Source organism: Paenibacillus sp. FA6 (assembly GCF_051550225.1).
Lineage (GTDB): Bacteria > Bacillota > Bacilli > Paenibacillales > Paenibacillaceae > Paenibacillus_AQ.
Genome location: NZ_CP188820.1, coordinates 5726321 through 5752212 on the forward strand (window position 1 = coordinate 5726321; position 25892 = coordinate 5752212).

The following is a 25892-nucleotide window of genomic DNA, read 5'->3' on the forward strand; positions in this document are numbered from 1 at the left end:
TCCTAGCAGCTAATCTGAAAGTATCCTCACGGGTGCTCAAGAAGGAAACACAAAGATTATGAATGCTCACCTGTAGGAACATTAGTTCAGCCTATCTTAATTTGTCGGCAAGGCTAGGTGCTAAGAAGGGAGGAGATGCTACGCAGTTGGCGGAAAATGTGTCATATGCAATTTCGGTTTCAAGAGATTTATCTTTAAATGGAATACAAACTATATCTGGCATTCCGTTTAAACCAAAATCATTTATAGGATTTGCTTTTGTTAGCAATACAAATATAGCATGCGATGGTTTTTACGCAGAAAATGGTCTACAACGTGCAAGGTATAGAAGTGCGGCAGGGACTTACTTAAATTCTGTCAATTTTATAACGATTGAGACCTCCACTGGCATTTTGGCATTTGGAACAATACAAAATGTAGTGGATGGATCTTTTGGAATAAATTGGGCAAAAACGGGGTTACCAAACGGAACTGTATCGATGTATTTACTAATTGAAGGACATTAGGAGTGATTTAAAAATGAAATATTGTGTAATTAAAAACACTACTACGATAATTGATGGAACTGATAATCCTCTTGAAATAATGATTAAAAATGCTTTAAATGCAGGATTTGTAGAAACAGATATTGAGGTATTAACAGAAGAGGAATATATGGTAAGAGAAGATTTAGAGCCAGCCCAAGAAAAACATAAAACAGAGGTTGAGTTATTAAAAGAACAAATGGCTATAATGCAGGGCGCATTAGATTTTATAATATTAAATTATTAAAAGGAGATTGGAGATGGAAAATATGGCTTTATATTTAGCACAAGGAATTGAAGAAGGAAGATTTGACTACAAGGTGGTTTTTACAAATTCCAAATTAATACCACTAAAAGATGATGTGGATGCAAAGCTTATTGCTGACGGCTAACAAGATGAAATTGTATCATAATATTAAGCATACTCTGAATAATTAAGATTAGTATATATAAAAACATTATACTAACCTTAATTATTCATGATCCCATTGGTATTTCTTTTTTAGGTTTTTTGATAGATGACTTTGTTTTTGTTAAGTCCATAATAGGTTTCTCAATAATATGGTAGGTCATGAAAGATATAAGATAGGTAATAATAAATATTAAAGATGTTTTTATTGATAATGAAGTTCCTTGGAAATGACTAACGACAAAATAAAGTACAGGCATATGTAAAAGATACATGCTAAAACTAAGTTCCCCACATGATTTTAAGAGTTTTATTGAGAAAATGCTCTTTATAAAACCAGTGCCATTCAGATAACTATAGGTCATTATTGAAAGGCAAATAATAGCTAATAAGTGTCGGTATTTATAATATTGCTGCCAATTCATACTTGCGTAATTGAAGTGATGTCCACCTTGAAAAAAATACAAAATTGATGGAATTTGAGTAATCATTATTAAAATGCATATAACAGCAATAATTTCAAAAGTGCTCTTCTTAAGTAACTGAAGGTTCCTCTTTTCTGAATAGACGTAAAAGTAACTTGTTAATATACCTGCAATGAAACTAACAACATAACGATGGATAAATAATGTTTCTAGAGAGGAATCGCTATATGCTAGTACTCCATTACTAATAAATAATCCTAAAATTATACTCAGTAAACTTAACATAGCCAATTTATTTTTAGAACATAAAATAAATCCAACTACAAACACCGGTAGTATAATGTAAAACTTTAATTCAACTGGTACGCTCCAGTAAACACCAGTTCCCTTTATAAAAAAGAGATGGTCTAATAACTCCTGTTTATCCTGGATAAGTATTTGTGCTTTAAAGTAATAAAAATCTAAGAAAATCACAAGATAATACATTGGAAGAATACGCATAATTCTACGAATTATGTAATTCATCCATTTGCGATAATCATAAATTGTATCTGGGTTATGAAAAAATGGGCGACTTAATAAAAATGAACTAAGGAAGAAAAAAAGAATTACACCATACTGGCCAATACCTGTCAGGTTTAAAAATGGAGATATGTATAGTCCTGAATTACCAGTATGGCTAAATATAACAATTAAGACTGCAATGCCTCTTAATCCATTTAAAGAATTAATTTTTAAATTTGAATTCAATAATATTCCTCCATTCAAAAGTATAAGGCTAAGTATAAGGGAATATAAAAAAAATGACTATACTTGAACTATTTTGTATGTGATTGCTTTTTGTTGCTACACATTTGGACCATTATGTGCAACAAAAAAATCCGAGAATGTTGTCTCTGGATTTGAACTATGACCTGTAAGTTGATCACATTGAGACAAAGTGATCAACTTACAGGTCATTTTGGTTTCATCAAAAAATATAAGCATAAAATAGTTAAATCCTCTAGCAAAGTAGACTATCACTTAATTGTAATGCGAGATTTTAATCAACAGTACAAGGGGAACCCTAAGGTTGATGATTATTGACGATGGATTCTAATGATAATATACTTCAAATAGTTAAGGTTACAGGGGAAACTACTATATAAGGAACTATCGCAATTAGCTTGCTAGAAAATGAGGCAGGAAGCCGAGATCTATTCTCTTCGATGTAATCGTATCGGATTTGCGATTCGAGGGAAAAATGAAAATAACATCGACATTGCAAGTAATAACGATAGTCTACGAAATCAAGTGATGAATATTCATCTTATTTTAAATACTAACTAACAGAAACGGAGAGAAGAAAATGATTAATAAAATTGGTCAAATTATGTTATATGTCAATAACCAGGATGAGGCAGTAAAGTTTTGGACAGAAAAGGTTGGGTTTAGTCTAGTTTCTGAAGAAGATAACGGCCAAGGATTTAGATGGATTGAAATTTCTCCTACAGAGGGGTCAGAAACTAGTATCGTTCTCCACAATAAGGAGTTAATTGCGAAAATGCAGCCTGAATTAAATCTTAGTACACCTTCGTTAATGTTTTATTCGGAGAAACTGGATAAACTATATCAAGACTTTTCGGATAAGAATATCACGGTCGGAGAAATTGTAACTATGCCTGGGGGTAGAGTATTTAACTTTGCTGATCATGAAAATAATTACTTTGCAGTGATGGAGAAAATTTGAGTACAAATAGTGATTCTTAATCGCTTTACATGAAGCGGGCGGACTTGTCCATGTAGACACAATCAATGATATCGCAGATATGAAAAGGATCAACCCGTTAGTCATCATAGTATCTCTATAGTATAATTTATAGAATCAAATACATTACACTGCGGGGGTTCATATGATTATTGATCGTCTTTCAAATGCAAAGATGTATACGGGCATTCATCCACGATTAGCAGAAGGTCTGAAATACTTAATGGAAACTGACTTTCATTCGGTCGAGCCGGGGAAATATGAGATCGAAGGTTCTCATATCTTTGCACTAGTGCAAGAATACGAGACAAGTCATCCTGATCAAGGTCGTTGGGAATCACACTACAGATACACGGATATCCAATACATGTTCTCTGGCGAGGAAAGAATGGGTTACGCCAATAAAGGGCACATGAGTGTGAAAAAGCGGGATGAAGATAAAGATATTATGTTTTTGGAAGGTACGGGTGATCTCTTGAACGTACATGAAGGTGCATTTTGTATTTTCACACCTAATGATGTCCACATGCCCACGATCATGATCAATGAGCCTAGGAAGGTTAAAAAGGTCGTTATCAAAGTATTAATGGATTAATACCTCAAGATTTGAAATGTAACCTGAAAGTTGGACATTTGATACAAAGTGTCCAACTTACGGGTTACTTTTTTTGCGATTTAAATATATATATTCCGTACCTATTCAAGGCGAACAGATTAATACTGCCCCTTCGCTATCATAGACTAGAATTAGAGTCTTACGATGATACGTGGAGGTCTGAAGGTTGAAGCGAATAATGAAGTCTTGGAGATATGTATTTAAGCTAGATCCTGATCGTGAGATGGATGAACGGAGTCTGGATGCAGTATGGATGTCGGGTATGGATGCTATAATGGTTGAAGGATCATCGGGAGTAACTTATGAGAAGTTAGAGCAAGCATTACAATTTCACTACAGTAAATAATAAGCATGACCCTATACCCCGTTTTGTCTTAGACAAGATGGGGTATATGTATTGTAGTGCACGTTACGATAAACGCTGATAAAGGTTGTGGTATTTTTGAAAAAGATAATAGCTTTACTCTTACTAATAGGAACTGCCACCGGTCTCATATTGTTCTCTTCCGAGGAATCCAGTAGCAGTAGTCAGGTTAACTTTGCAGATTATAAGCTCATCTCGCATGCCATGGGCAGTATTCAGAATCAAGCGTATACGAACTCCTACGAAGCTTTTGTCGCCAATTACGAGCAAGGCAATCGGGTATTTGAAGTGGACCTTCTGTTAACAGAAGATCATCATGTGGTAGCTCGACATGAATGGTCTCAATCTATGACGACAGTTCTTCAGCAAGATGATCAACTTCCTGAAGAACGCCAAGCCGTTCCGTTGACATCTAAGGAATTCAAGGATAGTGCTATTCTGGGGAAATTGGCACCGCTGGATTGGGGTGATATCCTCGATCTGATGGAAGATTATCCAGATATCTATATTGTGACGGATACGAAGGAACAGCAGCCAGCGGAAATATTACGCGTCATGGTGAAGGAAGCCAAGCAACGTAACCCAGAGCTACTTGAGCGAGTTGTTCCCCAAATATATGATCAGCCAATGCTGAAGACAATTCAGAGTGTATATGATTTCCCGTCTATTATTTATACGTTATATGCTTCCACGGACACGGATGAAGAAGTAATTGATTTCGTCCAACAGAATCATATTACCGGCGTGACTATGCCGGATTATCGTACTAACGCAAGATTTGTCACCAGACTTAATAAAGCAGGCGTGCTTACTTATGTACACACAATCAATGATGTCGCAGATATGAAAAAGTTTGAGAAAATGGGCGTCTATGGATTCTACACCGATGATCTAACGGAGATGGTTCTGGGCACTGCAAGAATACGAGACAAGTCATCCTGATCAAGGTCGTTGGGAATCACACTACAGATACATGGATATCCAATACATGATCTCTGGCGAGGAAAGAATGGGTTATGCCAATAAGGGGCACATGAGTGTGCATCTTGTGTTTTCACATCTGATGATGTCCATATGCCTACGATCATGATCAATGAGCATAAGAAGGAGAAATGGGGATTTTCAGGAGTGTGTAGTATATTCCGTAATATATCGAGTGGTATATAGTGTATACTTATTGTCATAAGGATCATAATATGAAATACAAGGGAGAGAAAAGAGATGATAGCGATGACTAAACCAACCTTCACAGCCGATCAGCTTGTAAGTTCTTCTGTTGCGTCAAAAAAGTTTGGTGAACTGCGCAAGAAAGCTAAACAACTTCCTCAGTTCATAACGGAGAATGGTACGGTCGATACGGTATTGTTAGGATACGATTATTATGAGCAATTGTTTGAACGTCTTTCCCAACTTGAGGAACAAGAGGAACAACGTATTCTGAATGAACGTATTGATCGGATGGACCGGAACCCAGCTGCTGCGAAAACATGGAAGGAGATCCGACGGAACCCTCATGAATGAACGTTTTGATATTCGTTTCGATGAAGATGCAGAGAGGGAATACAATAAGCTGGATAATTCGGTACTTGGTAAAGTTAACAAAGCGATCGATGAATTAGTTTACCGTGCGGATGAAGTTGGTAAAAAGTTAAGTAATCATTCAAATACTAAACTAGCCGGCTGTAAAGAGATCAAACTAAGGGATGCTGGAATTCGTATTGTATTTAGGGTAACAAACGAGATTGTTGAAGTCCTTAGTGTTGTTTACATTTTGACTATTGAACGTCGGAACCAGGACTACGCCTTTAAGATTGCAGATCGAAGGTTGAAGTCGTTTAAAAGAATTCCTATTAATCAGTTAAATGCATTTATTGTAGCTAGGGTAAAATGGAAAATAAAAAGAGATGATGAATAAGACTCATAATCCTTGAGGATTCTGGTCTTATTTGTTTATTTATTGGCGAGTCATAGCCTCGAAGATAGACAATGTCCTACTACATATTCCCACATACAATCCGTTCCTATTCAAGGCGAACAGATTGACACTGCCCCCTCGCTATCATAGACTAGAAATAGAGTCTTATGATGATACGTGGAGGTCTGAAGGTTGAAGCGAATAATGAAGTCTTGGAGACATGTATTTAAGCTAGATCCTGATCGTGAGATGGATGAACGGAGTCTGGATGCAGTATGCATGTCGGGTACGGATGCTATAATGGTTGGAGGATCATCAGGGGTAACTTATGAGAATACAGTGGACCTGTTGTCACGGGTACGACGATATGAATTGCCATGTGTTCAAGAGGTATCGGATATGGAGGCGATTGTGCCAGGGTTCGATCTTTATCTGATCCCGATGGTGTTGAATAGTTCGGATCCTTCCTGGATCGTAGGGCACCAGCAACAGGCCATTGACCGTTTCGGCTATATGATCCCTTGGGAACTACTCGTGACAGAAGGATACATCGTCCTGAATCCGGATTCCACCGTTGCGCAATTAACGGGAGCGAATGCTAAGCTTGAACGATCGGGAATTGTCGCTTACGCCCAAGTGGCAGACAAGCTGATGTCATTGCCCGTAGTGTACTTGGAATACAGTGGTATTTTTGGAGATATGGAGACTGTAAGAGCGGTGCAACATGAACTAACAGGAGCTCAACTTATATATGGCGGAGGTATCAAAGATCTTCACACGGCCAAACAAGCAGCAGCGGTAAGTGACACCATCGTGGTCGGCAATATTATTTATGAAGATTTAGCGCAAGCATTGCAGACCGTAGGGGCTGTGAAGTAACCATTGTAGAAATGAACTGCACCATAATCACTTTTCACTGAAAATATGGGACAGCGAGTAAACGTAGCGCAGGGAACGGAATTGTCCTGAAGAAGCGATAGTGATAACGATAGCGCTCGCCTACAAGTTTTCCGTAGGAAAGCTGCTTCGAAAGCATATGCTTTGACATTGGATTTCTACTACTATAGGTTTTATACAATCAGGAAATCCAAGGTCAACAGCGATCGTAAGGACAATCCGTTCCCGCAGCGGTCATCTCACATCACTATTTTCAAGGAATTATTATAATTTATATTTGGAAGGAGCATGCCCGCATGCAACCTATTGACATACATGAAGCGATAAAGAAACTCAACCCACCGCAGCAGCAAGCGGTTGAAGCTACAGACAACCCCCTATTAATTATGGCAGGTGCCGGGAGTGGGAAGACGCGGGTGCTTACGCATCGAATCGCGTATCTTATTGCCACACGTAAAGCCCCACCTTGGGCTATTCTAGCGATTACTTTTACGAACAAAGCAGCACGGGAAATGCAGGATCGGGTATCGAAGCTTGTGGGAAGAGAAGGTCGAGATATTTGGGTATCTACCTTCCACTCCATGTGCGTACGTATTTTGCGCAAAGATATTGAACGAATTGGATTCGGCTCGAGCTTCTCGATTCTGGATTCAACCGATCAACTCTCTGTGATCCGCAATTGTATGAAGGAACTCAATATTGATACGAAGAAATTCGAACCGAAGGCGGTTCAAGCTATTATTAGTTCTGCCAAGAATGAGTTACTGTTACCTGATCAGTTCGAACAGAAAGCTACGGATTATTTCGAAGAACTCGCGGCCAAAGTATATAAGATGTACCAAAGACGACTCAAGAACAATAACTCGCTAGATTTCGACGATCTGATCATGAAGACCATTGAATTATTTAGAGAAGTTCCAGAGGTTCTTGATTTCTACCAAAAGAAATTCCAATACATTCACGTCGATGAATATCAGGATACGAACCGCGCGCAGTATATGCTGTGCCGTATGTTAGCTGAGGGGCATCACCGCATCTGTGTTGTAGGAGATAGTGATCAATCCATCTATCGCTGGCGTGGAGCGGATATTACGAACATTCTTAATTTCGAGAAGGACTATCCAGAAGCGCAGACGATCTACCTGGAGCAGAACTATCGATCTACCTCGAATATTCTGAATGCAGCGAACGAAGTCATTAACTTGAATACAGGACGCAAACCGAAGAAGCTGTGGACCGATCAAGGTGAAGGTGCCAAGATCAAGGTGTATCGTGCCAACTCGGAACATGATGAAGGATATTTCGTCGCATCTGAGATCACTAAGAACGTGAATTCAGGGCAATCTTATCAGAATCATGCCATTCTGTATCGTACGAACGCCCAGTCGCGGGTTATTGAGGAAATTCTGATCAAATCAGATATTCCATACCAGATTGTCGGCGGCATCAAGTTCTATGATCGCAAAGAAATCAAAGACTTACTCGGATATTTGAAGCTCTTGTCCAATCCAGATGATGATATCAGTCTAACGAGAATTATTAATGTGCCAAAAAGAGCCATCGGTGACACGACGGTAGCGAAATTAGCAGCGGCAGCATCGGAGCGGGGTAGTTCTATTTTCCGAGTGTTACAATTTGTAGATGATCTTGGATTCGCTGGACGAACACGCGACGCACTTGTGGGCTTCTATGATATGATCGCATTTTTACACCGGATGGTGGAGGAATCGTCTGTTACGGAGTTAACGGAGAAGATTCTAGAATTGTCCCTATATCGTGAGGAACTAGACAAGGAGAAGACGCTCGAATCGCGCTCTCGCTTGGAGAATATTGAAGAGTTCTTGTCTGTAACGATGGAATTCGAGAAGAATAATGAAGATAAATCATTGGTGGCTTTCCTGACGGATCTTGCCCTGATCGCAGATATTGATACGATGAATGATGATCCCGAAGAGCAAAAAGATGTTAATACCGTTACTCTCATGACGATGCATAGTGCCAAGGGCTTGGAGTATCCAGTTGTATTCATTGTTGGAATGGAAGAGGGAGTGTTCCCGCACAGCCGTGCTTTCAGTGATAATGAGGAGTTGGAGGAGGAGCGTCGTCTTGCCTATGTTGGTATTACACGCGCTGAGAAACAGCTATTTCTGTCTTGTGCACAAATGCGAACCTTGTTCGGGCGGACAACAGCGAATCAACCTTCTCGTTTCCTAGAAGAGATTCCAGATGAACTGAAGGAAGATACCGTGATGGCTCGAGATCGTGATCGCTATCAGCGGGGTGGCAATACAGGTGGTGCCTATGGAGGACGTAGCTCGGGTAGTACTGGAGGAAGTAACTTCGGTCGTGGGCCTGGATCTAATTCATCTCTTAGTGGATCTACCGCTTCAGCGGCTAATCGCGTGACCGTAACGACATCAATGAAGGCAAATACCGAAGTCGGTAGTTCTTCTGATCTGTCCACTCTAAAAGCAGGTGAAAAGGTTTCCCATGGCAAATGGGGAATTGGAGTTGTCGTCGCTGTAAAAGGTAGCGGGAATGACACGGAGTTACAGATTGCTTTTCCAGCACCTGTTGGAGTGAAGCGTTTGTTAGCCGGATTCGCACCGATTACCAAGGTAGAGTAATAGAGGATATTCAAATAGTCATCTTTTGATCACGAAGTATATATTGAAGGGGAGATACGCTGTCATGGATTCGCTTCAACCGATGGATCTGCTCGTAGCCGAGATTAACCAGCATAATTATCATTACTACACGATGGATACACCTCTTTTAAGTGACAAAGAATATGATGCTTTATATGATCAGTTGGTTCAGCTTGAAAAGGATACTGGAATCGTCCTCCCCAATTCTCCAACGCAAAGAGTAGGAGCGGAATTGCTGAAGGGTTTCGACCCTCATCGTCATTTGGCACCGCTCTGGAGTTTGGATAAGGCGCAGAATATGGATCAGCTTTCCAATTGGAATAATCGCGCGATCAAGCTCGTGACAGAGTATAACAACAATAACCCGGATGATCTTTTGCCGGACCTGTGCTATGCCGTTGAATTGAAGTTCGATGGGTTAACGCTTAATCTGACCTACACGAACGGGAGATTAGTACAGGCAGCAACTAGAGGTAATGGGGTTACGGGTGAGGGAATTCTCGCTCAGGTGAAGACGATCAAGTCCGTTCCACTAACGATTCCTTACACTGAGGGCACGATTGAAGTTCAAGGCGAGGGGATTATGAATCTATCCGTCCTGAGTAATTACAATCTGCAAGCTGCAGAGCCGCTGAAGAATGCGCGTAATGCCGCGGCAGGGGCGCTTCGTAACTTGAACCCGAAGGCTACGGCGGAACGTCGATTGAATGCTTATTTCTACAATGTGGGTTATAGCGATGCTGTTGAATTTAAGGATCATCGTGAGATGATGGGCTTTCTTCAGAATAATCAATTTAAGGTCAATCCGTTTATTGCCTATTTCGAAGACTTCGATGATGTGATGGAGGAGTTATTGAAGATAGTAGAGCGTCGCTCTTCTCTAGACTATCTAATCGATGGGGCTGTCATCAAGCTCGTAGATATGCGTACGAGAGAGGTGCTGGGGTACACAGATAAATTCCCTCGTTGGGCTGTTGCCTATAAGTTCGAGGCGGAAGAGACAACAACTGTTCTGGAGTCTGTCTCTTGGGAAGTAGGTCGTACGGGCAAAATCACACCGGTTGCTCGGGTGGAAGCTGTTGAGCTTGCTGGAGTAACGGTTCAGAACTGCACGTTGAATAATATCGGCGATATTGAACGCAAGAACTTGAAGTACGCCTTGGGTGCGAGGGTGTTCATTCGTAGATCCAATGACGTTATTCCTGAGATTCTCGGCAAAGTACCGGAAGAGGCGGATGGGGAGGAGATCGTATTCCCTACAACTTGTCCATCATGTGATTTTCCATTGGAGCAAAAAGGTGCACATCTGTTCTGCAATAATCGCCTTAACTGCAAGCCGCAGTTGATTGGACGGATTACACATTTCGCTTCACGTGATGCGATGGACATCGATACTTTCAGTGTGATGACTGCAGAACTTCTATATAGTGAGCTCGGAGTGCGTGAGCCGGCAGATTTGTATACGGTAGCTTTTGATGACTTAGTTACGCTGGATCGTTTCGGGGAGAAGAAAGCCAACAACCTTCTGCAAGCTTTGGAGAATAGCAAAGAACGTGACCTTGCGTCGTTCCTCTTCGGCTTAGGTATTCCGAACACGGGTAAAGCAACCACTCGAATGTTAGCAGAGCATTACCGTGATCTATCACTTGTGATGGCAGCGACGATCGAAGAGTTAGTCGTTCTACCAGATGTCGGTGAGATTGTCGCTGAGAGTATCGTGAACTTCTTTGCAGATCCACGTATGCGAGCAGGCATTGATCGGATGCTGGCATTAGGTGTGCAAGCGAAAGCGCCGGAAGAAGCTCGAGTAGTGAGTACGGACTCCTTTTTCAGCGGGAAGACGGTTGTGCTGACAGGAACGCTACACAAACTGACTCGTGATGAGGCAGCAGAACGTTTAGAAGCATTAGGTGCGAAAGTAACAGGTAGTGTGTCTGCGAAGACAGATCTCGTCATTGCTGGTGAGAAAGCAGGCAGTAAGCTTGCGAAGGCACAAAAGCTTGGTATCCAAGTGATCGAGGACGAAGATGAGTTTATTCGGTTACTGGGATTAGATGCGAAACCGGAGTGATAACCATCTAGAGGTTAACCAGAGTGATAAACAACTCCGGGATTAACTGGAGCTGAAACAGATAGGAAATGCAGTAGCCTCTATATAGAAGGGGCTGCTGCTTTTTTTTTTCAGGAAATAAGGATAAGGTATAGGGTAAGATACCTTATCCTTATTTATTGCGGGGAGGATGCCATCCTAAACTAAAAGAAACGCCCACGGTCGCAACCACCGCAACCACCAGAACCACCAGAACCACCAGAACCACCAGAACCACCAGAACCACCACCCAAGCAGCACATATGTGAAAACTAACTTACCGACACAGTCGCGACAAGCCTATAAGCTCACGAAAACGTCTCACACTTGAAGTGATCGGGGGAGGGCAGAAGAAGGGCAGAAGGTGAAATGACCCCCCGGAGTAGAACAAAAGAAAGGAACAAGTATAAAGCGAAGGAAGGGGAGTTGTTCCTATAAAATTATCTTTGCAAAAAAGATTGCATCTTGTCGAATACCATGGTATATTATCAACTGTCGCTTCAAGCAAGTGACAAACCAAGTATCTCGCAATCAAGAAAAAAAGAAATAAAAAAGAGTTGACATTGATAGTGAGGACATGATATATTATTGTTCTGCCGCAAACGACATCGTTTGACAGCAAACGTAAATAAGTTCTTTGAAAACTGAACAAATGGATGATGTGAAAATTTTTAAAAAGAACATTTATGTTCTTGTCAGTTTGTTTCAAAATGAGCATAATCGCTCTTTTCATGATTGGTTCCAAATCACTGCAAAGCTGATTTGAAATCAATCTCTATTGGAGAGTTTGATCCTGGCTCAGGACGAACGCTGGCGGCGTGCCTAATACATGCAAGTCGAGCGGAGATTTTAGAAGTGCTTGCACTTCTAAAGTTTCAGCGGCGGACGGGTGAGTAACACGTAGGTAACCTGCCTGTAAGACTGGGATAACTATCGGAAACGGTAGCTAATACCGGATAACTTATTTCTTCACATGAAGAGATACTGAAAGGCGGAGCAATCTGCCACTTATAGATGGACCTGCGGCGCATTAGCTAGTTGGTGAGGTAATGGCTCACCAAGGCGACGATGCGTAGCCGACCTGAGAGGGTGAACGGCCACACTGGGACTGAGACACGGCCCAGACTCCTACGGGAGGCAGCAGTAGGGAATCTTCCGCAATGGACGAAAGTCTGACGGAGCAACGCCGCGTGAGTGATGAAGGTTTTCGGATCGTAAAGCTCTGTTGCCAGGGAAGAACACTTGGGAGAGTAACTGCTCTCAAGGTGACGGTACCTGAGAAGAAAGCCCCGGCTAACTACGTGCCAGCAGCCGCGGTAATACGTAGGGGGCAAGCGTTGTCCGGAATTATTGGGCGTAAAGCGCGCGCAGGCGGTCATTTAAGTTTGGTGTTTAATTCCAGGGCTCAACCCTGGGTCGCACTGAAAACTGGGTGACTTGAGTACAGAAGAGGAGAGTGGAATTCCACGTGTAGCGGTGAAATGCGTAGATATGTGGAGGAACACCAGTGGCGAAGGCGACTCTCTGGGCTGTAACTGACGCTGAGGCGCGAAAGCGTGGGTAGCAAACAGGATTAGATACCCTGGTAGTCCACGCCGTAAACGATGAGTGCTAGGTGTTAGGGGTTTCGATACCCTTGGTGCCGAAGTTAACACATTAAGCACTCCGCCTGGGGAGTACGGTCGCAAGACTGAAACTCAAAGGAATTGACGGGGACCCGCACAAGCAGTGGAGTATGTGGTTTAATTCGAAGCAACGCGAAGAACCTTACCAGGTCTTGACATCCCTCTGAATCTACTAGAGATAGTAGCGGCCTTCGGGACAGAGGAGACAGGTGGTGCATGGTTGTCGTCAGCTCGTGTCGTGAGATGTTGGGTTAAGTCCCGCAACGAGCGCAACCCTTATATTTAGTTGCCAGCACATTATGGTGGGCACTCTAGATAGACTGCCGGTGACAAACCGGAGGAAGGTGGGGATGACGTCAAATCATCATGCCCCTTATGACCTGGGCTACACACGTACTACAATGGCCGGTACAACGGGCTGCGAAATCGCGAGATGGAGCCAATCCCAACAAAGCCGGTCTCAGTTCGGATTGCAGGCTGCAACCCGCCTGCATGAAGTCGGAATTGCTAGTAATCGCGGATCAGCATGCCGCGGTGAATACGTTCCCGGGTCTTGTACACACCGCCCGTCACACCACGAGAGTTTACAACACCCGAAGTCGGTGGGGTAACCCGCAAGGGAGCCAGCCGCCGAAGGTGGGGTAGATGATTGGGGTGAAGTCGTAACAAGGTAGCCGTATCGGAAGGTGCGGCTGGATCACCTCCTTTCTATGGAGAATCGTTTCCTGTAAAGGAAACATTCAAATAACGGTCGACGTAAGTCGCCGTAAACATCACATCATCCCATTTGTTCAGTTTTGATGGAATTTATGGGGCCTTAGCTCAGCTGGGAGAGCGCCTGCCTTGCAAGCAGGAGGTCAGCGGTTCGATCCCGCTAGGCTCCACCAATAAAATCCATTCATTTGATCCTTGAAAACTAGATAACGAACGAATTTGTAAGTTAGAATGAACATTCTTTTATATGTACGTTTTGTTAACTTGTTAACGAAACAAAGTGTAAAAGTAGCTAGCGAAGTATTCGATTTATCGAATACCAGCTAAATTGTACGTGCGAATTTGGTGTGATGATCGATCCTTTGGAAATTCATTTCAACCTTTGTTGGGTTTACTCAATAAGAGAAATGAATGAACAACAGAGCGAGCAGCACAACAAAAGAGCAACGTGGTTAAGCTACTAAGAGCACACGGAGGATGCCTAGGCACTAGGAGTCGATGAAGGACGTGGCGAACAACGAAACTGCCTCGGGGAGCTGTAAGCAAGCTTTGATCCGGGGGTGTCCGAATGGGGAAACCCGGCTGTGTTAATACGCAGTCACTCTTACCTGAATACATAGGGTAGGTAGAGACAGACCAGGGGAACTGAAACATCTAAGTACCCTGAGGAAGAGAAAACAATAGTGATTCCGTCAGTAGCGGCGAGCGAACGCGGATTAGCCCAAACCAAGGAGCTTGCTCTTTGGGGTTGTGGGACGTCTCACACGGAGTTACAAAGGAATATATTAAGCGAAGAGGTCTGGAAAGGCCCGGCATAGAAGGTAAAAGCCCTGTAGCTGAAAGTATATTCTCTCCGAGACGTATCCCGAGTAGTGCGGGGCACGTGAAACCCCGTATGAATCCAGCAGGACCATCTGCTAAGGCTAAATACTCCCTAGTGACCGATAGTGAAACAGTACCGTGAGGGAAAGGTGAAAAGCACCCCGGAAGGGGAGTGAAATAGAACCTGAAACCGTGTGCTTACAAAAAGTCAGAGCCCGTTCTATGGGTGATGGCGTGCCTTTTGTAGAATGAACCGGCGAGTTACGTTCCCGTGCAAGGTTAAGCTGAGAAGGCGGAGCCGCAGCGAAAGCGAGTCTGAATAGGGCGAATTTTAGTACGTGGACGTAGACCCGAAACCGAGTGATCTACCCCTGTCCAGGGTGAAGGTGCGGTAACACGCACTGGAGGCCCGAACCCACGCATGTTGAAAAATGCGGGGATGAGGTGGGGGTAGCGGAGAAATTCCAATCGAACTCGGAGATAGCTGGTTCTCCCCGAAATAGCTTTAGGGCTAGCCTCGGAATGAAGAGTCGTGGAGGTAGAGCACTGATTGGGTGCGGGGCCCGCAAGGGTTACCAAGCTCAGTCAAACTCCGAATGCCATGTACTTATATCCGGGAGTCAGACAGTGAGTGCTAAGATCCATTGTCGAAAGGGAAACAGCCCAGACCATCAGCTAAGGTCCCCAAGTGTGTGTTGAGTGGAAAAGGATGTGGAGTTGCACAGACAACCAGGATGTTGGCTTAGAAGCAGCCATCATTGAAAGAGTGCGTAATAGCTCACTGGTCGAGTGACTCTGCGCCGAAAATGTAACGGGGCTAAACACACCACCGAAGCTATGGCTTGATACATTAGTATCAGGGGTAGGGGAGCGTTGTATAGAGGTTGAAGGTGTACCGTGAGGAGCGCTGGACACTATACAAGTGAGAATGCCGGTATAAGTAACGAAAAGATCAGTGAGAATCTGATCCGCCGAAAGCCCAAGGTTTCCTGAGGAAGGCTCGTCCTCTCAGGGTAAGTCGGGACCTAACGCGAGGCCGAAAGGCGTAGTGGATGGACAACAGGTTGAAATTCCTGTACCACCGTAATCCGTTATGAGTAATGGGGTGACGCAGTAGGGTAGTGACGCGGACTGATGGAATAGTCCGTCTAAGCAGTGAGGCTTGTGTGTAGGCAAATCCGCACACTATAAGGCTGGGCTGTGATGGGGAGCGAAAATTACAGTAGCGAAGGTCATGATCTCACACTGCCAAGAAAAGCCTCTAACCAGGAGAAGGTGCCCGTACCGCAAACCGACACAGGTAGGCGAGAAGAGTATTCTAAGGCGCGCGGAAGAACTCTCGTTAAGGAACTCGGCAAAATGACCCCGTAACTTCGGGAGAAGGGGTGCCCCGGTAGTGTGAATAGCACGAGGGGGCCGCAGTGAAAAGGCCCAAGCGACTGTTTAGCAAAAACACAGGTCTGTGCGAAGCCGTAAGGCGAAGTATACGGGCTGACGCCTGCCCGGTGCTGGAAGGTTAAGGGGAGTGGTTAGGGGTAACCCGAAGCTATGAACCGAAGCCCCAGTAAACGGCGGCCGTAACTATAACGGTCCTAAGGTAGCGAAATTCCTTGTCAGGTAAATTCTGACCCGCACGAATGGCGTAACGATTTGGGCGCTGTCTCAACGAGAGATCCGGTGAAATTTTAATACCTGTGAAGATGCAGGTTACCCGCGACAAGACGGAAAGACCCCATGGAGCTTTACTGCAGCTTGATATTGGATTTGGGTACGATCTGTACAGGATAGGTGGGAGCCTGAGAAATAGGAGCGCAAGCTTCTATGGAGGCATCGTTGGGATACCACCCTGATCGTATCTAGGTTCTAACCTAGGACCGTAAACCGGTTCGGGGACAGTGTCTGGTGGGCAGTTTGACTGGGGCGGTCGCCTCCTAAAGAGTAACGGAGGCGCCCCAAGGTTCCCTCAGAATGGTTGGAAATCATTCGAAGAGTGCAAAGGCAGAAGGGAGCTTGACTGCGAGACCTACAAGTCGAGCAGGGACGAAAGTCGGGCTTAGTGATCCGGTGGTACCGCATGGAAGGGCCATCGCTCAACGGATAAAAGCTACCCTGGGGATAACAGGCTTATCTCCCCCAAGAGTCCACATCGACGGGGAGGTTTGGCACCTCGATGTCGGCTCATCGCATCCTGGGGCTGAAGTAGGTCCCAAGGGTTGGGCTGTTCGCCCATTAAAGCGGTACGCGAGCTGGGTTCAGAACGTCGTGAGACAGTTCGGTCCCTATCTGTCGTGGGCGCAGGAAATTTGAGAGGAGCTGTCCTTAGTACGAGAGGACCGGGATGGACGCACCTCTGGTGTACCAGTTGTTCCGCCAGGAGCATAGCTGGGTAGCTACGTGCGGACGGGATAAGCGCTGAAAGCATCTAAGCGTGAAGCCCCCCTCAAGATGAGATTTCCCAATTAGTAAGACCCCTTGAAGACTACGAGGTAGATAGGTTGGAGGTGGAAGCGCAGCAATGTGCGGAGCTGACCAATACTAATCGGTCGAGGGCTTATCCTAACAAATGTTTAAACGGTTGAAGTGTATACTTCATACTTTCTAACACAAATTCGTTCGTATCTAGTTTTCAGGTGATCAATTTAACTTAATGAGGTTCAAGTAACTGAATTAAGAAGATTTGATTTACAGCATATGGCTATGCTGAAACCTGAATAATGCATTTGTTACACAAATGCCCGTTTGGTGGCGATAGCGGAGGGGTTCCACACGTACCCATCCCGAACACGACCGTTAAGCCCTCCAGCGCCGATGGTACTTGGACCGCAGGGTCCTGGGAGAGTAGGACGTCGCCAAGCATAAGAATCACCGTTGATCTCGATCAACGGTGGTTTTTCTTTTGTGTTTGAAGCTGTATAAGCCAAGGAGTTCTATCCGCCAATACCTCACGCAGCGCACCTTATCGCCAACTCACCCACCAAGACCTCACCATGCAGTTGCACAAAGTACAACTAAATTCCGCTCAAATGCTTTAGGGACCGATCTAGTTGCAAAACATACACTTAATTACTTGAAAATCGCCACTTATCCGCATACCGCAACATTTAACTGTCCTTTCTGCAACTAAAACTGACTATATCTACTTTTGCTTCAAACTAACTGTACTTTCTGCAACTAAAGCTCATCCTAGATACTTTTCCTTCAAAGTAATTGACCTTCCTGCAACTATTTCCCGCACTGACATCTACTCGAACTACCCAGCAATCCCCCACCATTCCTTAATCATAAATTTCCTCTTTTTGACTTACAACCGCCTTAATTTATACAGCAGATTGTCAAGCTAGACCAGGCCTTGTCCGACTTTACTTGATAATCCGACCATACAAGAATATTTTTGCTTAGACAGGTCCACACTAAAAATATGTAACACCCCTTGGCAAAATCAAAGAATATGATATAATATTAATAAAGTCAAAGAAAGTCAAAGTCAACCAACGAAGAGATGAGTAACAGAACAACATCTTGGAAAGTGGGTAACCACGAAAGAGTTGAAGTTGATAACTGGAGGATGAATGATGCGTAATATCTCTGATGTTATTGAACAATATCTGAAGAATATTCTGCATGAAAGTCCCGAAGGAACAGTGGAAATTCAACGCAACGATCTGGCTGAGAAGTTTGTCTGTGTACCATCACAGATCAATTATGTCATCAGTACTCGCTTTACGTTAGAGAAGGGCTATCTTGTGGAGAGCAAGAGAGGTGGTGGGGGCTATATTCGGATTCAACGAATTGATCTTCCACAACACTCTGAACTTCATACCCATCTAAGACAGACGATTGGTGAAGATATCGACCAGACGGCAGCGGAAGGGCTGATCTATCAACTGGAGGGATCCTGTTTCTTAAGCAAACGCGAAGCTACTTTAATGCGTGCAGCGATCTCCAGGGAATGCCTCATGATCAAGCTACCTTACAGGGATGAGATACGTGCTAGAATGATGAAAGCGATGCTGATCTCTTTATTAGGTAAATGACCTACGAAGAAAGGGAGGTACATCGACGTGCTTTGTCAAGAATGCGAAAATAAACCGGCCACACTTCATTTTACCAAGATTGTAAATGGAGAGAAAACAGAATTTCATGTGTGTGAATCATGCGCTCGTGAGAAGGGTGAGATGATTCCTGGGGTAACGGGAGGATTCTCGATTCATAGCTTATTGTCAGGATTTATTGATTTTGACACAGCTAAGAAGATTCAATCGGGTACCTCGAAGGCCGCTCAAACGTTACGCTGCGAAGAATGTGGCATGACGTATTCACAATTCAGCAAGGCTGGACGTTTTGGATGTAGTTCATGTTATAAATATTTCAACGATCGTCTAGACCCCTTATTCAAAAGAGTTCACGGGAGTACTGCTCATGTGGGCAAAGTACCGATAAGGGGCGGCGTTCAAATACAAGTTAAACGACGTTTACATGATCTGAAGTCTGAGCTGCAACAAAAAATTATCGAAGAAGAATTTGAAGAGGCTGCAGCACTTCGTGATCAGATTAGAGAGCTTGAAAAGGGATTGTCAGAAGAGTAAAGTTCTTTTTAGAAGGAGGAATGCGAAATGCCAAATCTCCGGTTTACCGAACAGGCGCTTAGTGACTGGATGCTCGGTGACGCAAATGATTCCGACATAGCGATAAGTAGCCGAGTTCGGGTAGCGCGTAACTTACAGCATGTGCCATTTCCTTTGCTTGCGACAAGCGAGCAGTCGATGGAGGTGCGAGATACTCTAACAGACATGGAGAAATATGAACCATTAAAGTCATTTGGTACATTCCATATGCTTTACTTAGATGACATTTCTCCTTTGGACAAAAAAGTCCTTGTTGAGAAGCATCTCATTAGCCCAAGTCTAGCTAATGAATCAGAACATGGTGCAGTTATTCTTAGTGAAGATGAATCCATTAGTATTATGATTAACGAAGAAGATCATTTACGCATTCAATGTTTATATCCTGGATTCCAGGTGCGTGATGCTTGGGAGAAGGCGACAGCACTTGATGATATATTTGAGGCACATATTGATTATGCATTCGATGATATACGTGGTTATCTGACAAGTTGTCCGACCAATGTGGGAACTGGACTTAGAGCCTCGGTGATGATGCATTTACCAGCATTGGTCATGACACAGCAGATCAATCGGATTTTGTCAGCGGTATCCCAAGTAGGCTTAACGGTACGCGGGATCTATGGCGAGGGTAGTGAAGCTGTGGGTAATATGTTTCAAATATCGAATCAGATTACATTGGGTCAGACAGAGAATGAAATTATTGATAATCTGCACAGTGTCGTATTGCAAATCATTGAACATGAGAAGAATGCTCGTGAACGATTGCTTAATGAATCGAAGCTCCGAATGACGGATCGCGTACAACGATCATATGGTATTTTGTTATATGCAGAAATGTTAGACTCGAAAGAGGCGGCACAGCGGTTATCTGATGTTCGTCTTGGTGTGGATCTGGGTATTATTAAGGGACCATCCACCCCAGTAATGAATGAATTGAATGTCATGACCCAAGCAGGGTTTCTTCAAAAGACATTCGGGGAAGCCATCAGCAATGAGGAACGTGACGTCTATCGTGCTAGATTAATTCGAGAGAAGTTAGGCTCGAAGGATCATATACAATAAGAAGAATTTAAATTTCATGGAGGTGTAGGAGTTATGATGTTCGGGAGATTTACGGAACGTGCGCAAAAGGTGCTTGCATTGGCTCAAGAGGAAGCAGTTCGTTTAGGCCATAATAATATAGGTACAGAGCATATTTTGCTTGGTTTAATTCGTGAAGGAGATGGCATTGCTGCCAAGGCTTTAGTTGGTCTTGGTTTAGGGCTCGAGAAGATTCAAGATGAAGTGGAGACACTGATTGGTCGAGGACAAGAGCAGCCAACCAATATCGCCTATACTCCCCGCGCTAAGAAAGTTATTGAACTTTCAATGGATGAAGCTCGTAAGCTTGGACATACCTATGTGGGAACAGAACATATTCTGCTCGGTCTTATTCGTGAGGGCGAAGGAGTGGCTGCACGAGTACTTAACAATTTGGGGATTAGCCTGAATAAAGCGCGTCAACAAGTACTGCAACTTCTGGGTAGCAATGAAACGGTATCAAGCCATAGCGGAACACAAGCGAATGTGAATACACCAACTTTAGATAGCTTGGCACGTGACTTAACGGCATATGCTAGAGAAGGTAATCTAGATCCTGTCATTGGTCGTAGTAAGGAAATTGAGAGAGTTATTCAGGTACTTAGTCGTAGGACCAAGAATAACCCAGTATTGATCGGCGAACCTGGGGTGGGTAAGACAGCGGTTGCTGAAGGACTTGCACAGAAAATTATTAATAATGAAATTCCTGAGACTCTTCGTGATAAAAGGGTTATGACTCTCGACATGGGATCCGTTGTAGCGGGTACTAAATACCGTGGTGAATTTGAAGATCGTCTTAAAAAGATTATGGACGAAGTCCGTCAAGCGGGTAATATCATTCTATTCATAGATGAATTGCATACGTTGATTGGTGCCGGTGGAGCAGAGGGTGCTATTGATGCATCTAATATCTTGAAGCCATCTCTTGCCCGTGGTGAATTACAGTGTATTGGGGCGACAACGCTCGATGAATACCGTAAGTATATTGAAAAAGATGCAGCTTTAGAGCGTCGATTCCAACCGATTACAGTGGATGAACCTTCACCGGAAGAAGCTATTCAGATTCTATTCGGCTTGCGTGATCGTTATGAAGCGCATCACCGTGTGAAGATTACGGATGAAGCGATTGTTGAGGCTGTTAAATTGTCGGATCGCTATATTCCTGATCGTTTCTTGCCGGATAAGGCCATCGATCTAATGGATGAAGCCGGTTCTAAAGTGAGGTTGAGTTCTTACACGATTCCGCCTGATTTGAAAGAGTTAGAAAGTCGCCTTGAAGATATTCGCAAGGAAAAGGACGCATCTGTCCAAAGCCAAGAATTCGAAAAGGCTGCTGCTCTACGTGATACCGAACAAAAGATTCGTGAAGAGTTAGATGTTACGAAGAATCAGTGGAAAGAAAAACAAGGAAGCACGGATTCTGAAGTTACACCAGATGATATCGCTCAAATTGTGGCCAGCTGGACTGGAATTCCAGTTAGCAAGCTGAAGGAAGAAGAGACTCAGCGTCTTCTGAACATGGAGTCGATTCTACATGAACGTCTGGTTGGACAAGAAGAAGCTGTCAAAGCAGTAAGTAAAGCGGTACGTCGTGCTCGCGCAGGGCTTAAAGATCCTAAGCGTCCGATGGGTTCATTTGTTTTCCTTGGACCAACAGGTGTGGGTAAGACAGAACTAGCGCGTGCGTTGGCTGAGGCATTATTCGGGGATGAGAATGCTATCGTACGGATTGATATGTCTGAGTATATGGAGAAACACTCGACATCACGTCTAGTCGGAGCACCTCCAGGGTATGTAGGATATGAAGAAGGCGGACAATTAACAGAGAAGGTACGCCGTAAGCCATATTCTGTCGTACTCTTAGATGAGATCGAGAAAGCACATCCTGATGTGTTTAATATCCTGTTACAGGTGCTTGAAGATGGTCGATTGACCGATTCTAAAGGTCGCGTAGTGGACTTCCGTAACACACTCATTATAATGACTTCGAATGTGGGTGCTGAAGCGATCAGACGTAATTCGACGTTGGGCTTCACGGCCGTGCAAAATGGAGGCGCTGATTATACCAACATGAAGGACAAAGTGATGGGTGAGCTTAAGAAGACTTTCCGCCCAGAATTCTTGAACCGGCTTGATGAGATTATCGTATTCCACTCTCTGGAAGAGAAACATATTGCGAAGATTGTAACTCTGATGTCTGAAGAACTTCGTAAACGGCTGAAGGAACATGATGTGGATTTCATCCTAACAGATGAAGCTAAAGCATTCTTGGCTAAAGAAGGATATGACCCAGCATTTGGTGCACGACCACTTCGTCGGGCGATCCAAAAGCATATTGAAGATCGTTTATCTGAAGAACTACTAACGGGTAATATTAGCAAAGGGGATTCCCTTCTTATTGATAAGGGTGAGGATGGATTGACAGTAACGAAGAACGATCCATCGGATACCCCAGAAGCAGCATTGTAAACTGAACGGAATGAAATATCGAAGTAGTACCCTCCTCATGATGGTGGGTACTACTTTTTTGTCTCGTTGCGCTAGAAAGTATGATGGGTAGCGCATCTCCATCCATTCCCACCTACGCCAGTTTCTGTTTTATCAGGGCTTGTTCCTATTTAATTGAGATTAATGTAAACTTTTGATGCCTTTATTACGATAAATCATAATAGAGGGAGTAAATGAAAGTGGATGTACCCTACCCACTATTCATCTTTATCTTTAGTTCATTCCATCTTGGTGGTAAACTTAATTATAGTTCGAGTTCAAAAGATGACTTTTTGAACTTCTTCTAATAGACAGATTATGCGAATTCGACATCATTAGCATGACTTACCGTGCTATTTAATTAAGGAGAGAACCATGGCTAAGCCTAAAATAAAGTTTAACTGTACCGAGTGCGGATATGAATCCCCGAAATGGTATGGGAAATGTCCAGGCTGTCAGGCCTGGAATTCAATGGTGGAGGAGACGGAGAGTGTCGTTAAGACACAAGGCATGAACTCATCCCTTTTTCAGAGTAAAGAAAAGCCACTCTCCATCATAAATATAGAAAGCAGTAAAGAAGGAAGAGTGAATACGGGGATTGGTGAACTGAATCGAGTGCTGGGTGGGGGAATCGTTCCGGGTTCACTTGTGCTTGTGGGTGGTGACCCTGGTATTGGTAAATCAACTCTACTACTCCAAACATCGCATTCTTTATCTATGTCCGGACTTCGGGTACTGTATATCTCAGGTGAAGAATCCGTACAACAGACGAAGTTACGAGCTGATCGACTCGGTGCACTTTCGGCAGAGTTATACGTTCTATGTGAGACGAATATGGAATCCATCGAAGAAGCTATCGAGAGTGTTAAACCTGATTTCCTAGTGATCGATTCTATTCAGACTGTTTATTTACCCGAGGTTACAAGTGCTCCCGGAAGTGTATCTCAGGTTCGGGAATGTACCGCACGATTTATGCGTGTCTCTAAGGGTCAAGGTATCGCTACCGTCCTAGTAGGTCATGTTACTAAAGAAGGAGCGATTGCAGGTCCGAGAATGCTTGAACATATGGTGGATTGTGTACTTTATTTCGAAGGAGAAAGACATCATACGTATCGCTTACTTAGGGCGGTGAAGAACCGGTTCGGATCGACGAATGAAATTGGCATTTTTGAGATGGGTGAAAGTGGGCTTAAGGAAGTGGAGAATCCATCGGAGTTATTCCTCTCGGAGAGACCTCTCGGAGTAGCAGGCTCAACGGTTGTTGCGAGTATGGAAGGTACAAGACCTGTACTGGTCGAACTGCAAGCACTGATTACTTCTACCAATTTTCCATCGCCGCGTCGAATGTGTACTGGGGTTGATCATCATAGAATGAGTCTTATTATTGCCGTCTTGGAGAAAAGAATGGGGATGTTCCTTCAGAATCAGGATGCGTATCTCAACGTCGCCGGAGGCGTGAAGCTTGATGAACCAGCGGTAGATTTAGCCATTGCTGTGAGTATAGCATCCAGTTTCCGCGATGCACCGACAAGACCTTATGATGTGTTCTTCGGTGAGGTTGGCTTGACGGGTGAAGTAAGGGGCGTATCCCGCGTAGAGCAGCGTGTGAAGGAAGCAGAGAAATTAGGATTCAAAAGAGTTATTCTGCCCGAGAAGAGCCTGAAGGGATGGCGTCATCCTAAGGGAATAGAACTTATTGGTGTAACTACAGTTGCACAGGCATTGGCTGCTGCTTTAGATTAGAGATGCTTTGAACGATACATTGCGTTAGATTAGGGGGTATTTACTTAATGAAGGAAGCCAACCAATTAGATATAATGAATGATTTACTGAGGTTAGTTGCACCTGGAACTCCCTTCAGGGATGGGCTTGAGAACGTGCTGCGTGCCAAGACAGGTGGATTAATCGTTGTCGGATACAGTCCTGAGGTCATGGAGGTTGTGGATGGTGGATTCTCGATCAACTGTGATTTCTCGCCCAATTATTTATACGAGTTAGCGAAGATGGATGGAGCCATAATATTGAGTGAGGACCTCAAACGAATTCTGTATGCGAACACGCAATTGATTCCTGATTCCTCCATCTCATCATCCGAAACAGGGATCCGGCATAGAACCGCTGAACGTGTGGCGAAACAAACAGGAAAGCTTGTCGTTTCGATCTCACAGCGTCGTGCGATCATTACGTTATACCAAGGAAACTTACGATATTCGCTTAAGGAGATAGGTGTCATTCTTACGAAAGCGAATCAAGCCATTCAGACATTAGAGAAGTATCGCTCAGTCTTGAATCAATCACTGACCAATCTGTCTGCATCGGAGTTTGAAGAGCTCGTGACGATTCCGGAAGTCGTCAGTGTGGTTCAACGAGTGGAGAGAGTAGTTCGTATTAAGATGGAAATCAAGCGATATATTACTGAATTGGGTAATGAAGGGCGTCTGATCAGCATGCAACTGGAAGAGCTGGTTAGTAATATGGAAGTGGAGGCTTGGCTTCTATATAGGGACTATGCCCGAGTAGACAAGGAAGAGAAAATTCGTGAAATTATTGCTGGGCTTAAACGGGCGACCGATGATGAATTGCTGGATATGCATTACATAGCTCGATTATTAGGATATTCAGCATCATCGGTCACATCTGAGGAAGCCGTCGTACCGCGAGGGTATAGAGTGCTGAACAAAATACCTCGATTGCCCAATGTGATCATCAACAACCTACTGGAACGGTTCGAACAATTGCCGCAAATCATGACAGCAACCATTGAAGAATTGGATGAAGTGGACGGAATTGGAGAGGTTAGAGCGAAGAATATTAAGGAAGGCCTTAACCGCTTACAAGAGCAAGTATTCATTGACAGGCAAGTATAAATGCCATACAATCAATGAATGATCAAGGCTGATTCGAA

General features: G+C 43.8%; 20 protein-coding genes, 1 tRNA gene and 3 rRNA genes. 23 read left to right on the forward strand and 1 reads right to left on the reverse strand.

The genetic code is table 11. From position 1 onward, the window contains the following. The first annotated feature begins 146 nt into the window (after positions 1–146). Genes ACP8HI_RS25645 through ACP8HI_RS25655 form a run of 3 tightly spaced genes read left to right on the forward strand, consistent with a single transcriptional unit; the run spans position 147 to position 916 of the window. Positions 147–506: a hypothetical protein gene (locus ACP8HI_RS25645; RefSeq protein ID WP_438348928.1), complete on the forward strand. Its 360-nt coding sequence runs from the start codon at positions 147–149 to the stop codon at positions 504–506. A 13-nt stretch (positions 507–519) separates the two neighbouring features. Further along, positions 520–771 (forward strand): hypothetical protein, encoded by a 252-nt coding sequence (locus ACP8HI_RS25650; RefSeq protein ID WP_438348929.1) that lies wholly within the window; start codon positions 520–522, stop codon positions 769–771. 13 nt (positions 772–784) lie between these two features. Continuing rightward, entirely contained in the window at positions 785–916 is a 132-nt protein-coding gene (locus tag ACP8HI_RS25655) for a hypothetical protein (RefSeq protein WP_438348930.1), read from the forward strand. Positions 917–1001: 85 nt separating this feature from the next. Here the strand turns inward: ACP8HI_RS25655 and ACP8HI_RS25660 are convergent, their stop codons facing one another. Beyond that, positions 1002–2108 (reverse strand): acyltransferase family protein, encoded by a 1107-nt coding sequence (locus tag ACP8HI_RS25660; protein ID WP_438348931.1) that lies wholly within the window; start codon positions 2106–2108, stop codon positions 1002–1004. A gap of 598 nt (positions 2109–2706) precedes the next feature. On the opposite strand from ACP8HI_RS25660, the gene ACP8HI_RS25665 reads away from it, so the two are divergent. The 20 genes from ACP8HI_RS25665 to disA all read left to right on the forward strand — a co-directional run bounded on the left by ACP8HI_RS25665 (position 2707) and on the right by disA (position 25854). After that, complete coding sequence (locus ACP8HI_RS25665) at positions 2707–3087, forward strand: VOC family protein (protein ID WP_438348932.1); 381 nt, start codon at positions 2707–2709, stop codon at positions 3085–3087. 163 nt (positions 3088–3250) lie between these two features. Continuing rightward, positions 3251–3700, forward strand: a complete 450-nt coding sequence (locus tag ACP8HI_RS25670; protein WP_438348933.1) for a YhcH/YjgK/YiaL family protein — start codon at positions 3251–3253, stop codon at positions 3698–3700. A gap of 199 nt (positions 3701–3899) precedes the next feature. Further along, the gene (locus tag ACP8HI_RS25675) at positions 3900–4067 is read left to right on the forward strand and encodes a geranylgeranylglyceryl/heptaprenylglyceryl phosphate synthase (protein WP_438351993.1); all 168 of its coding nucleotides are present in this window, start codon (positions 3900–3902) and stop codon (positions 4065–4067) included. Between the two features lie 96 nt (positions 4068–4163). After that, on the forward strand, positions 4164–5027 hold the full coding sequence (locus ACP8HI_RS25680; protein WP_438348934.1) for a phosphatidylinositol-specific phospholipase C/glycerophosphodiester phosphodiesterase family protein: 864 nt from the start codon (positions 4164–4166) through the stop codon (positions 5025–5027). Beyond that, on the forward strand, positions 4999–5175 hold the full coding sequence (locus tag ACP8HI_RS25685; RefSeq protein ID WP_438351994.1) for a YhcH/YjgK/YiaL family protein: 177 nt from the start codon (positions 4999–5001) through the stop codon (positions 5173–5175). Before ACP8HI_RS25680 ends, ACP8HI_RS25685 begins: the two co-directional genes overlap by 29 nt. A 131-nt stretch (positions 5176–5306) precedes the next feature. Next, the gene (locus ACP8HI_RS25690) at positions 5307–5606 is read left to right on the forward strand and encodes a hypothetical protein (RefSeq protein WP_438348935.1); all 300 of its coding nucleotides are present in this window, start codon (positions 5307–5309) and stop codon (positions 5604–5606) included. Beyond that, the gene (locus ACP8HI_RS25695; protein ID WP_438348936.1) at positions 5599–6000 is read left to right on the forward strand and encodes a type II toxin-antitoxin system RelE family toxin; all 402 of its coding nucleotides are present in this window, start codon (positions 5599–5601) and stop codon (positions 5998–6000) included. The genes ACP8HI_RS25690 and ACP8HI_RS25695 overlap by 8 nt, the downstream gene beginning before the upstream one ends. Positions 6001–6204: 204 nt before the next feature. Next, a complete protein-coding gene (locus ACP8HI_RS25700) occupies positions 6205–6879 on the forward strand; it encodes a heptaprenylglyceryl phosphate synthase (RefSeq protein WP_438351995.1) in 675 nt (224 codons plus the stop codon). A 314-nt stretch (positions 6880–7193) separates the two neighbouring features. Further along, positions 7194–9524, forward strand: coding sequence for a DNA helicase PcrA (gene pcrA / locus ACP8HI_RS25705; RefSeq protein WP_438348937.1), 2331 nt, complete (start codon positions 7194–7196; stop codon positions 9522–9524). A 64-nt stretch (positions 9525–9588) separates the two neighbouring features. Beyond that, entirely contained in the window at positions 9589–11616 is a 2028-nt protein-coding gene (gene ligA / locus ACP8HI_RS25710) for an NAD-dependent DNA ligase LigA (RefSeq protein ID WP_438348938.1), read from the forward strand. Positions 11617–12409: 793 nt separating this feature from the next. Beyond that, positions 12410–13967, forward strand: a 16S ribosomal RNA gene (locus ACP8HI_RS25715). A 103-nt stretch (positions 13968–14070) separates the two neighbouring features. After that, positions 14071–14146 (forward strand) — tRNA-Ala (locus ACP8HI_RS25720). Between the two features lie 277 nt (positions 14147–14423). Further along, a 23S ribosomal RNA gene (locus ACP8HI_RS25725) occupies positions 14424–17354 on the forward strand. 179 nt (positions 17355–17533) lie between these two features. Then, positions 17534–17650 (forward strand): 5S ribosomal RNA (rrf, locus tag ACP8HI_RS25730). Together the 16S, 23S and 5S rRNA genes with 1 tRNA gene alongside form the textbook arrangement of a ribosomal RNA operon. Before the next feature lie 717 nt (positions 17651–18367). Beyond that, positions 18368–18829, forward strand: a complete 462-nt coding sequence (locus ACP8HI_RS25735) for a CtsR family transcriptional regulator (protein ID WP_438351996.1) — start codon at positions 18368–18370, stop codon at positions 18827–18829. A gap of 27 nt (positions 18830–18856) precedes the next feature. Then, the gene (locus ACP8HI_RS25740; RefSeq protein WP_438348939.1) at positions 18857–19381 is read left to right on the forward strand and encodes a UvrB/UvrC motif-containing protein; all 525 of its coding nucleotides are present in this window, start codon (positions 18857–18859) and stop codon (positions 19379–19381) included. A gap of 27 nt (positions 19382–19408) precedes the next feature. Next, on the forward strand, positions 19409–20482 hold the full coding sequence (locus ACP8HI_RS25745; protein ID WP_438348940.1) for a protein arginine kinase: 1074 nt from the start codon (positions 19409–19411) through the stop codon (positions 20480–20482). Between the two features lie 33 nt (positions 20483–20515). Beyond that, positions 20516–22969, forward strand: a complete 2454-nt coding sequence (gene clpC, locus ACP8HI_RS25750) for an ATP-dependent protease ATP-binding subunit ClpC (RefSeq protein ID WP_438348941.1) — start codon at positions 20516–20518, stop codon at positions 22967–22969. 393 nt (positions 22970–23362) lie between these two features. Continuing rightward, positions 23363–24730 carry a DNA repair protein RadA gene (gene radA / locus ACP8HI_RS25755; protein ID WP_438348942.1) on the forward strand — a complete coding sequence of 456 codons (1368 nt, stop codon included), beginning with the start codon at positions 23363–23365 and terminating at the stop codon, positions 24728–24730. 47 nt (positions 24731–24777) lie between these two features. Then, positions 24778–25854 carry a DNA integrity scanning diadenylate cyclase DisA gene (gene disA, locus ACP8HI_RS25760; RefSeq protein ID WP_438348943.1) on the forward strand — a complete coding sequence of 359 codons (1077 nt, stop codon included), beginning with the start codon at positions 24778–24780 and terminating at the stop codon, positions 25852–25854. The last annotated feature ends 38 nt before the right edge of the window (positions 25855–25892 follow it).

Excerpts from the sequence above, each read along its gene's own strand:
- ACP8HI_RS25650 (WP_438348929.1), top strand. The coding sequence starts at position 520 with ATGAAATATTGTGTAATTAAAAACACTACTACGATAATTGATGGAACT.
- ACP8HI_RS25655 (WP_438348930.1), top strand. The coding sequence starts at position 785 with ATGGAAAATATGGCTTTATATTTAGCACAAGGAATTGAAGAAGGAAGA.
- ACP8HI_RS25665 (WP_438348932.1), top strand. The coding sequence starts at position 2,707 with ATGATTAATAAAATTGGTCAAATTATGTTATATGTCAATAACCAGGAT.
- ACP8HI_RS25670 (WP_438348933.1), top strand. The coding sequence starts at position 3,251 with ATGATTATTGATCGTCTTTCAAATGCAAAGATGTATACGGGCATTCAT.
- ACP8HI_RS25675 (WP_438351993.1), top strand. The coding sequence starts at position 3,900 with ATGAAGTCTTGGAGATATGTATTTAAGCTAGATCCTGATCGTGAGATG.
- ACP8HI_RS25690 (WP_438348935.1), top strand. The coding sequence starts at position 5,307 with ATGATAGCGATGACTAAACCAACCTTCACAGCCGATCAGCTTGTAAGT.
- ACP8HI_RS25695 (WP_438348936.1), top strand. The coding sequence starts at position 5,599 with ATGAATGAACGTTTTGATATTCGTTTCGATGAAGATGCAGAGAGGGAA.
- ACP8HI_RS25700 (WP_438351995.1), top strand. The coding sequence starts at position 6,205 with ATGAAGTCTTGGAGACATGTATTTAAGCTAGATCCTGATCGTGAGATG.
- pcrA (WP_438348937.1), top strand. The coding sequence starts at position 7,194 with ATGCAACCTATTGACATACATGAAGCGATAAAGAAACTCAACCCACCG.
- ligA (WP_438348938.1), top strand. The coding sequence starts at position 9,589 with ATGGATTCGCTTCAACCGATGGATCTGCTCGTAGCCGAGATTAACCAG.
- ACP8HI_RS25735 (WP_438351996.1), top strand. The coding sequence starts at position 18,368 with ATGCGTAATATCTCTGATGTTATTGAACAATATCTGAAGAATATTCTG.
- ACP8HI_RS25745 (WP_438348940.1), top strand. The coding sequence starts at position 19,409 with ATGCCAAATCTCCGGTTTACCGAACAGGCGCTTAGTGACTGGATGCTC.
- clpC (WP_438348941.1), top strand. The coding sequence starts at position 20,516 with ATGATGTTCGGGAGATTTACGGAACGTGCGCAAAAGGTGCTTGCATTG.
- radA (WP_438348942.1), top strand. The coding sequence starts at position 23,363 with ATGGCTAAGCCTAAAATAAAGTTTAACTGTACCGAGTGCGGATATGAA.
- disA (WP_438348943.1), top strand. The coding sequence starts at position 24,778 with ATGAAGGAAGCCAACCAATTAGATATAATGAATGATTTACTGAGGTTA.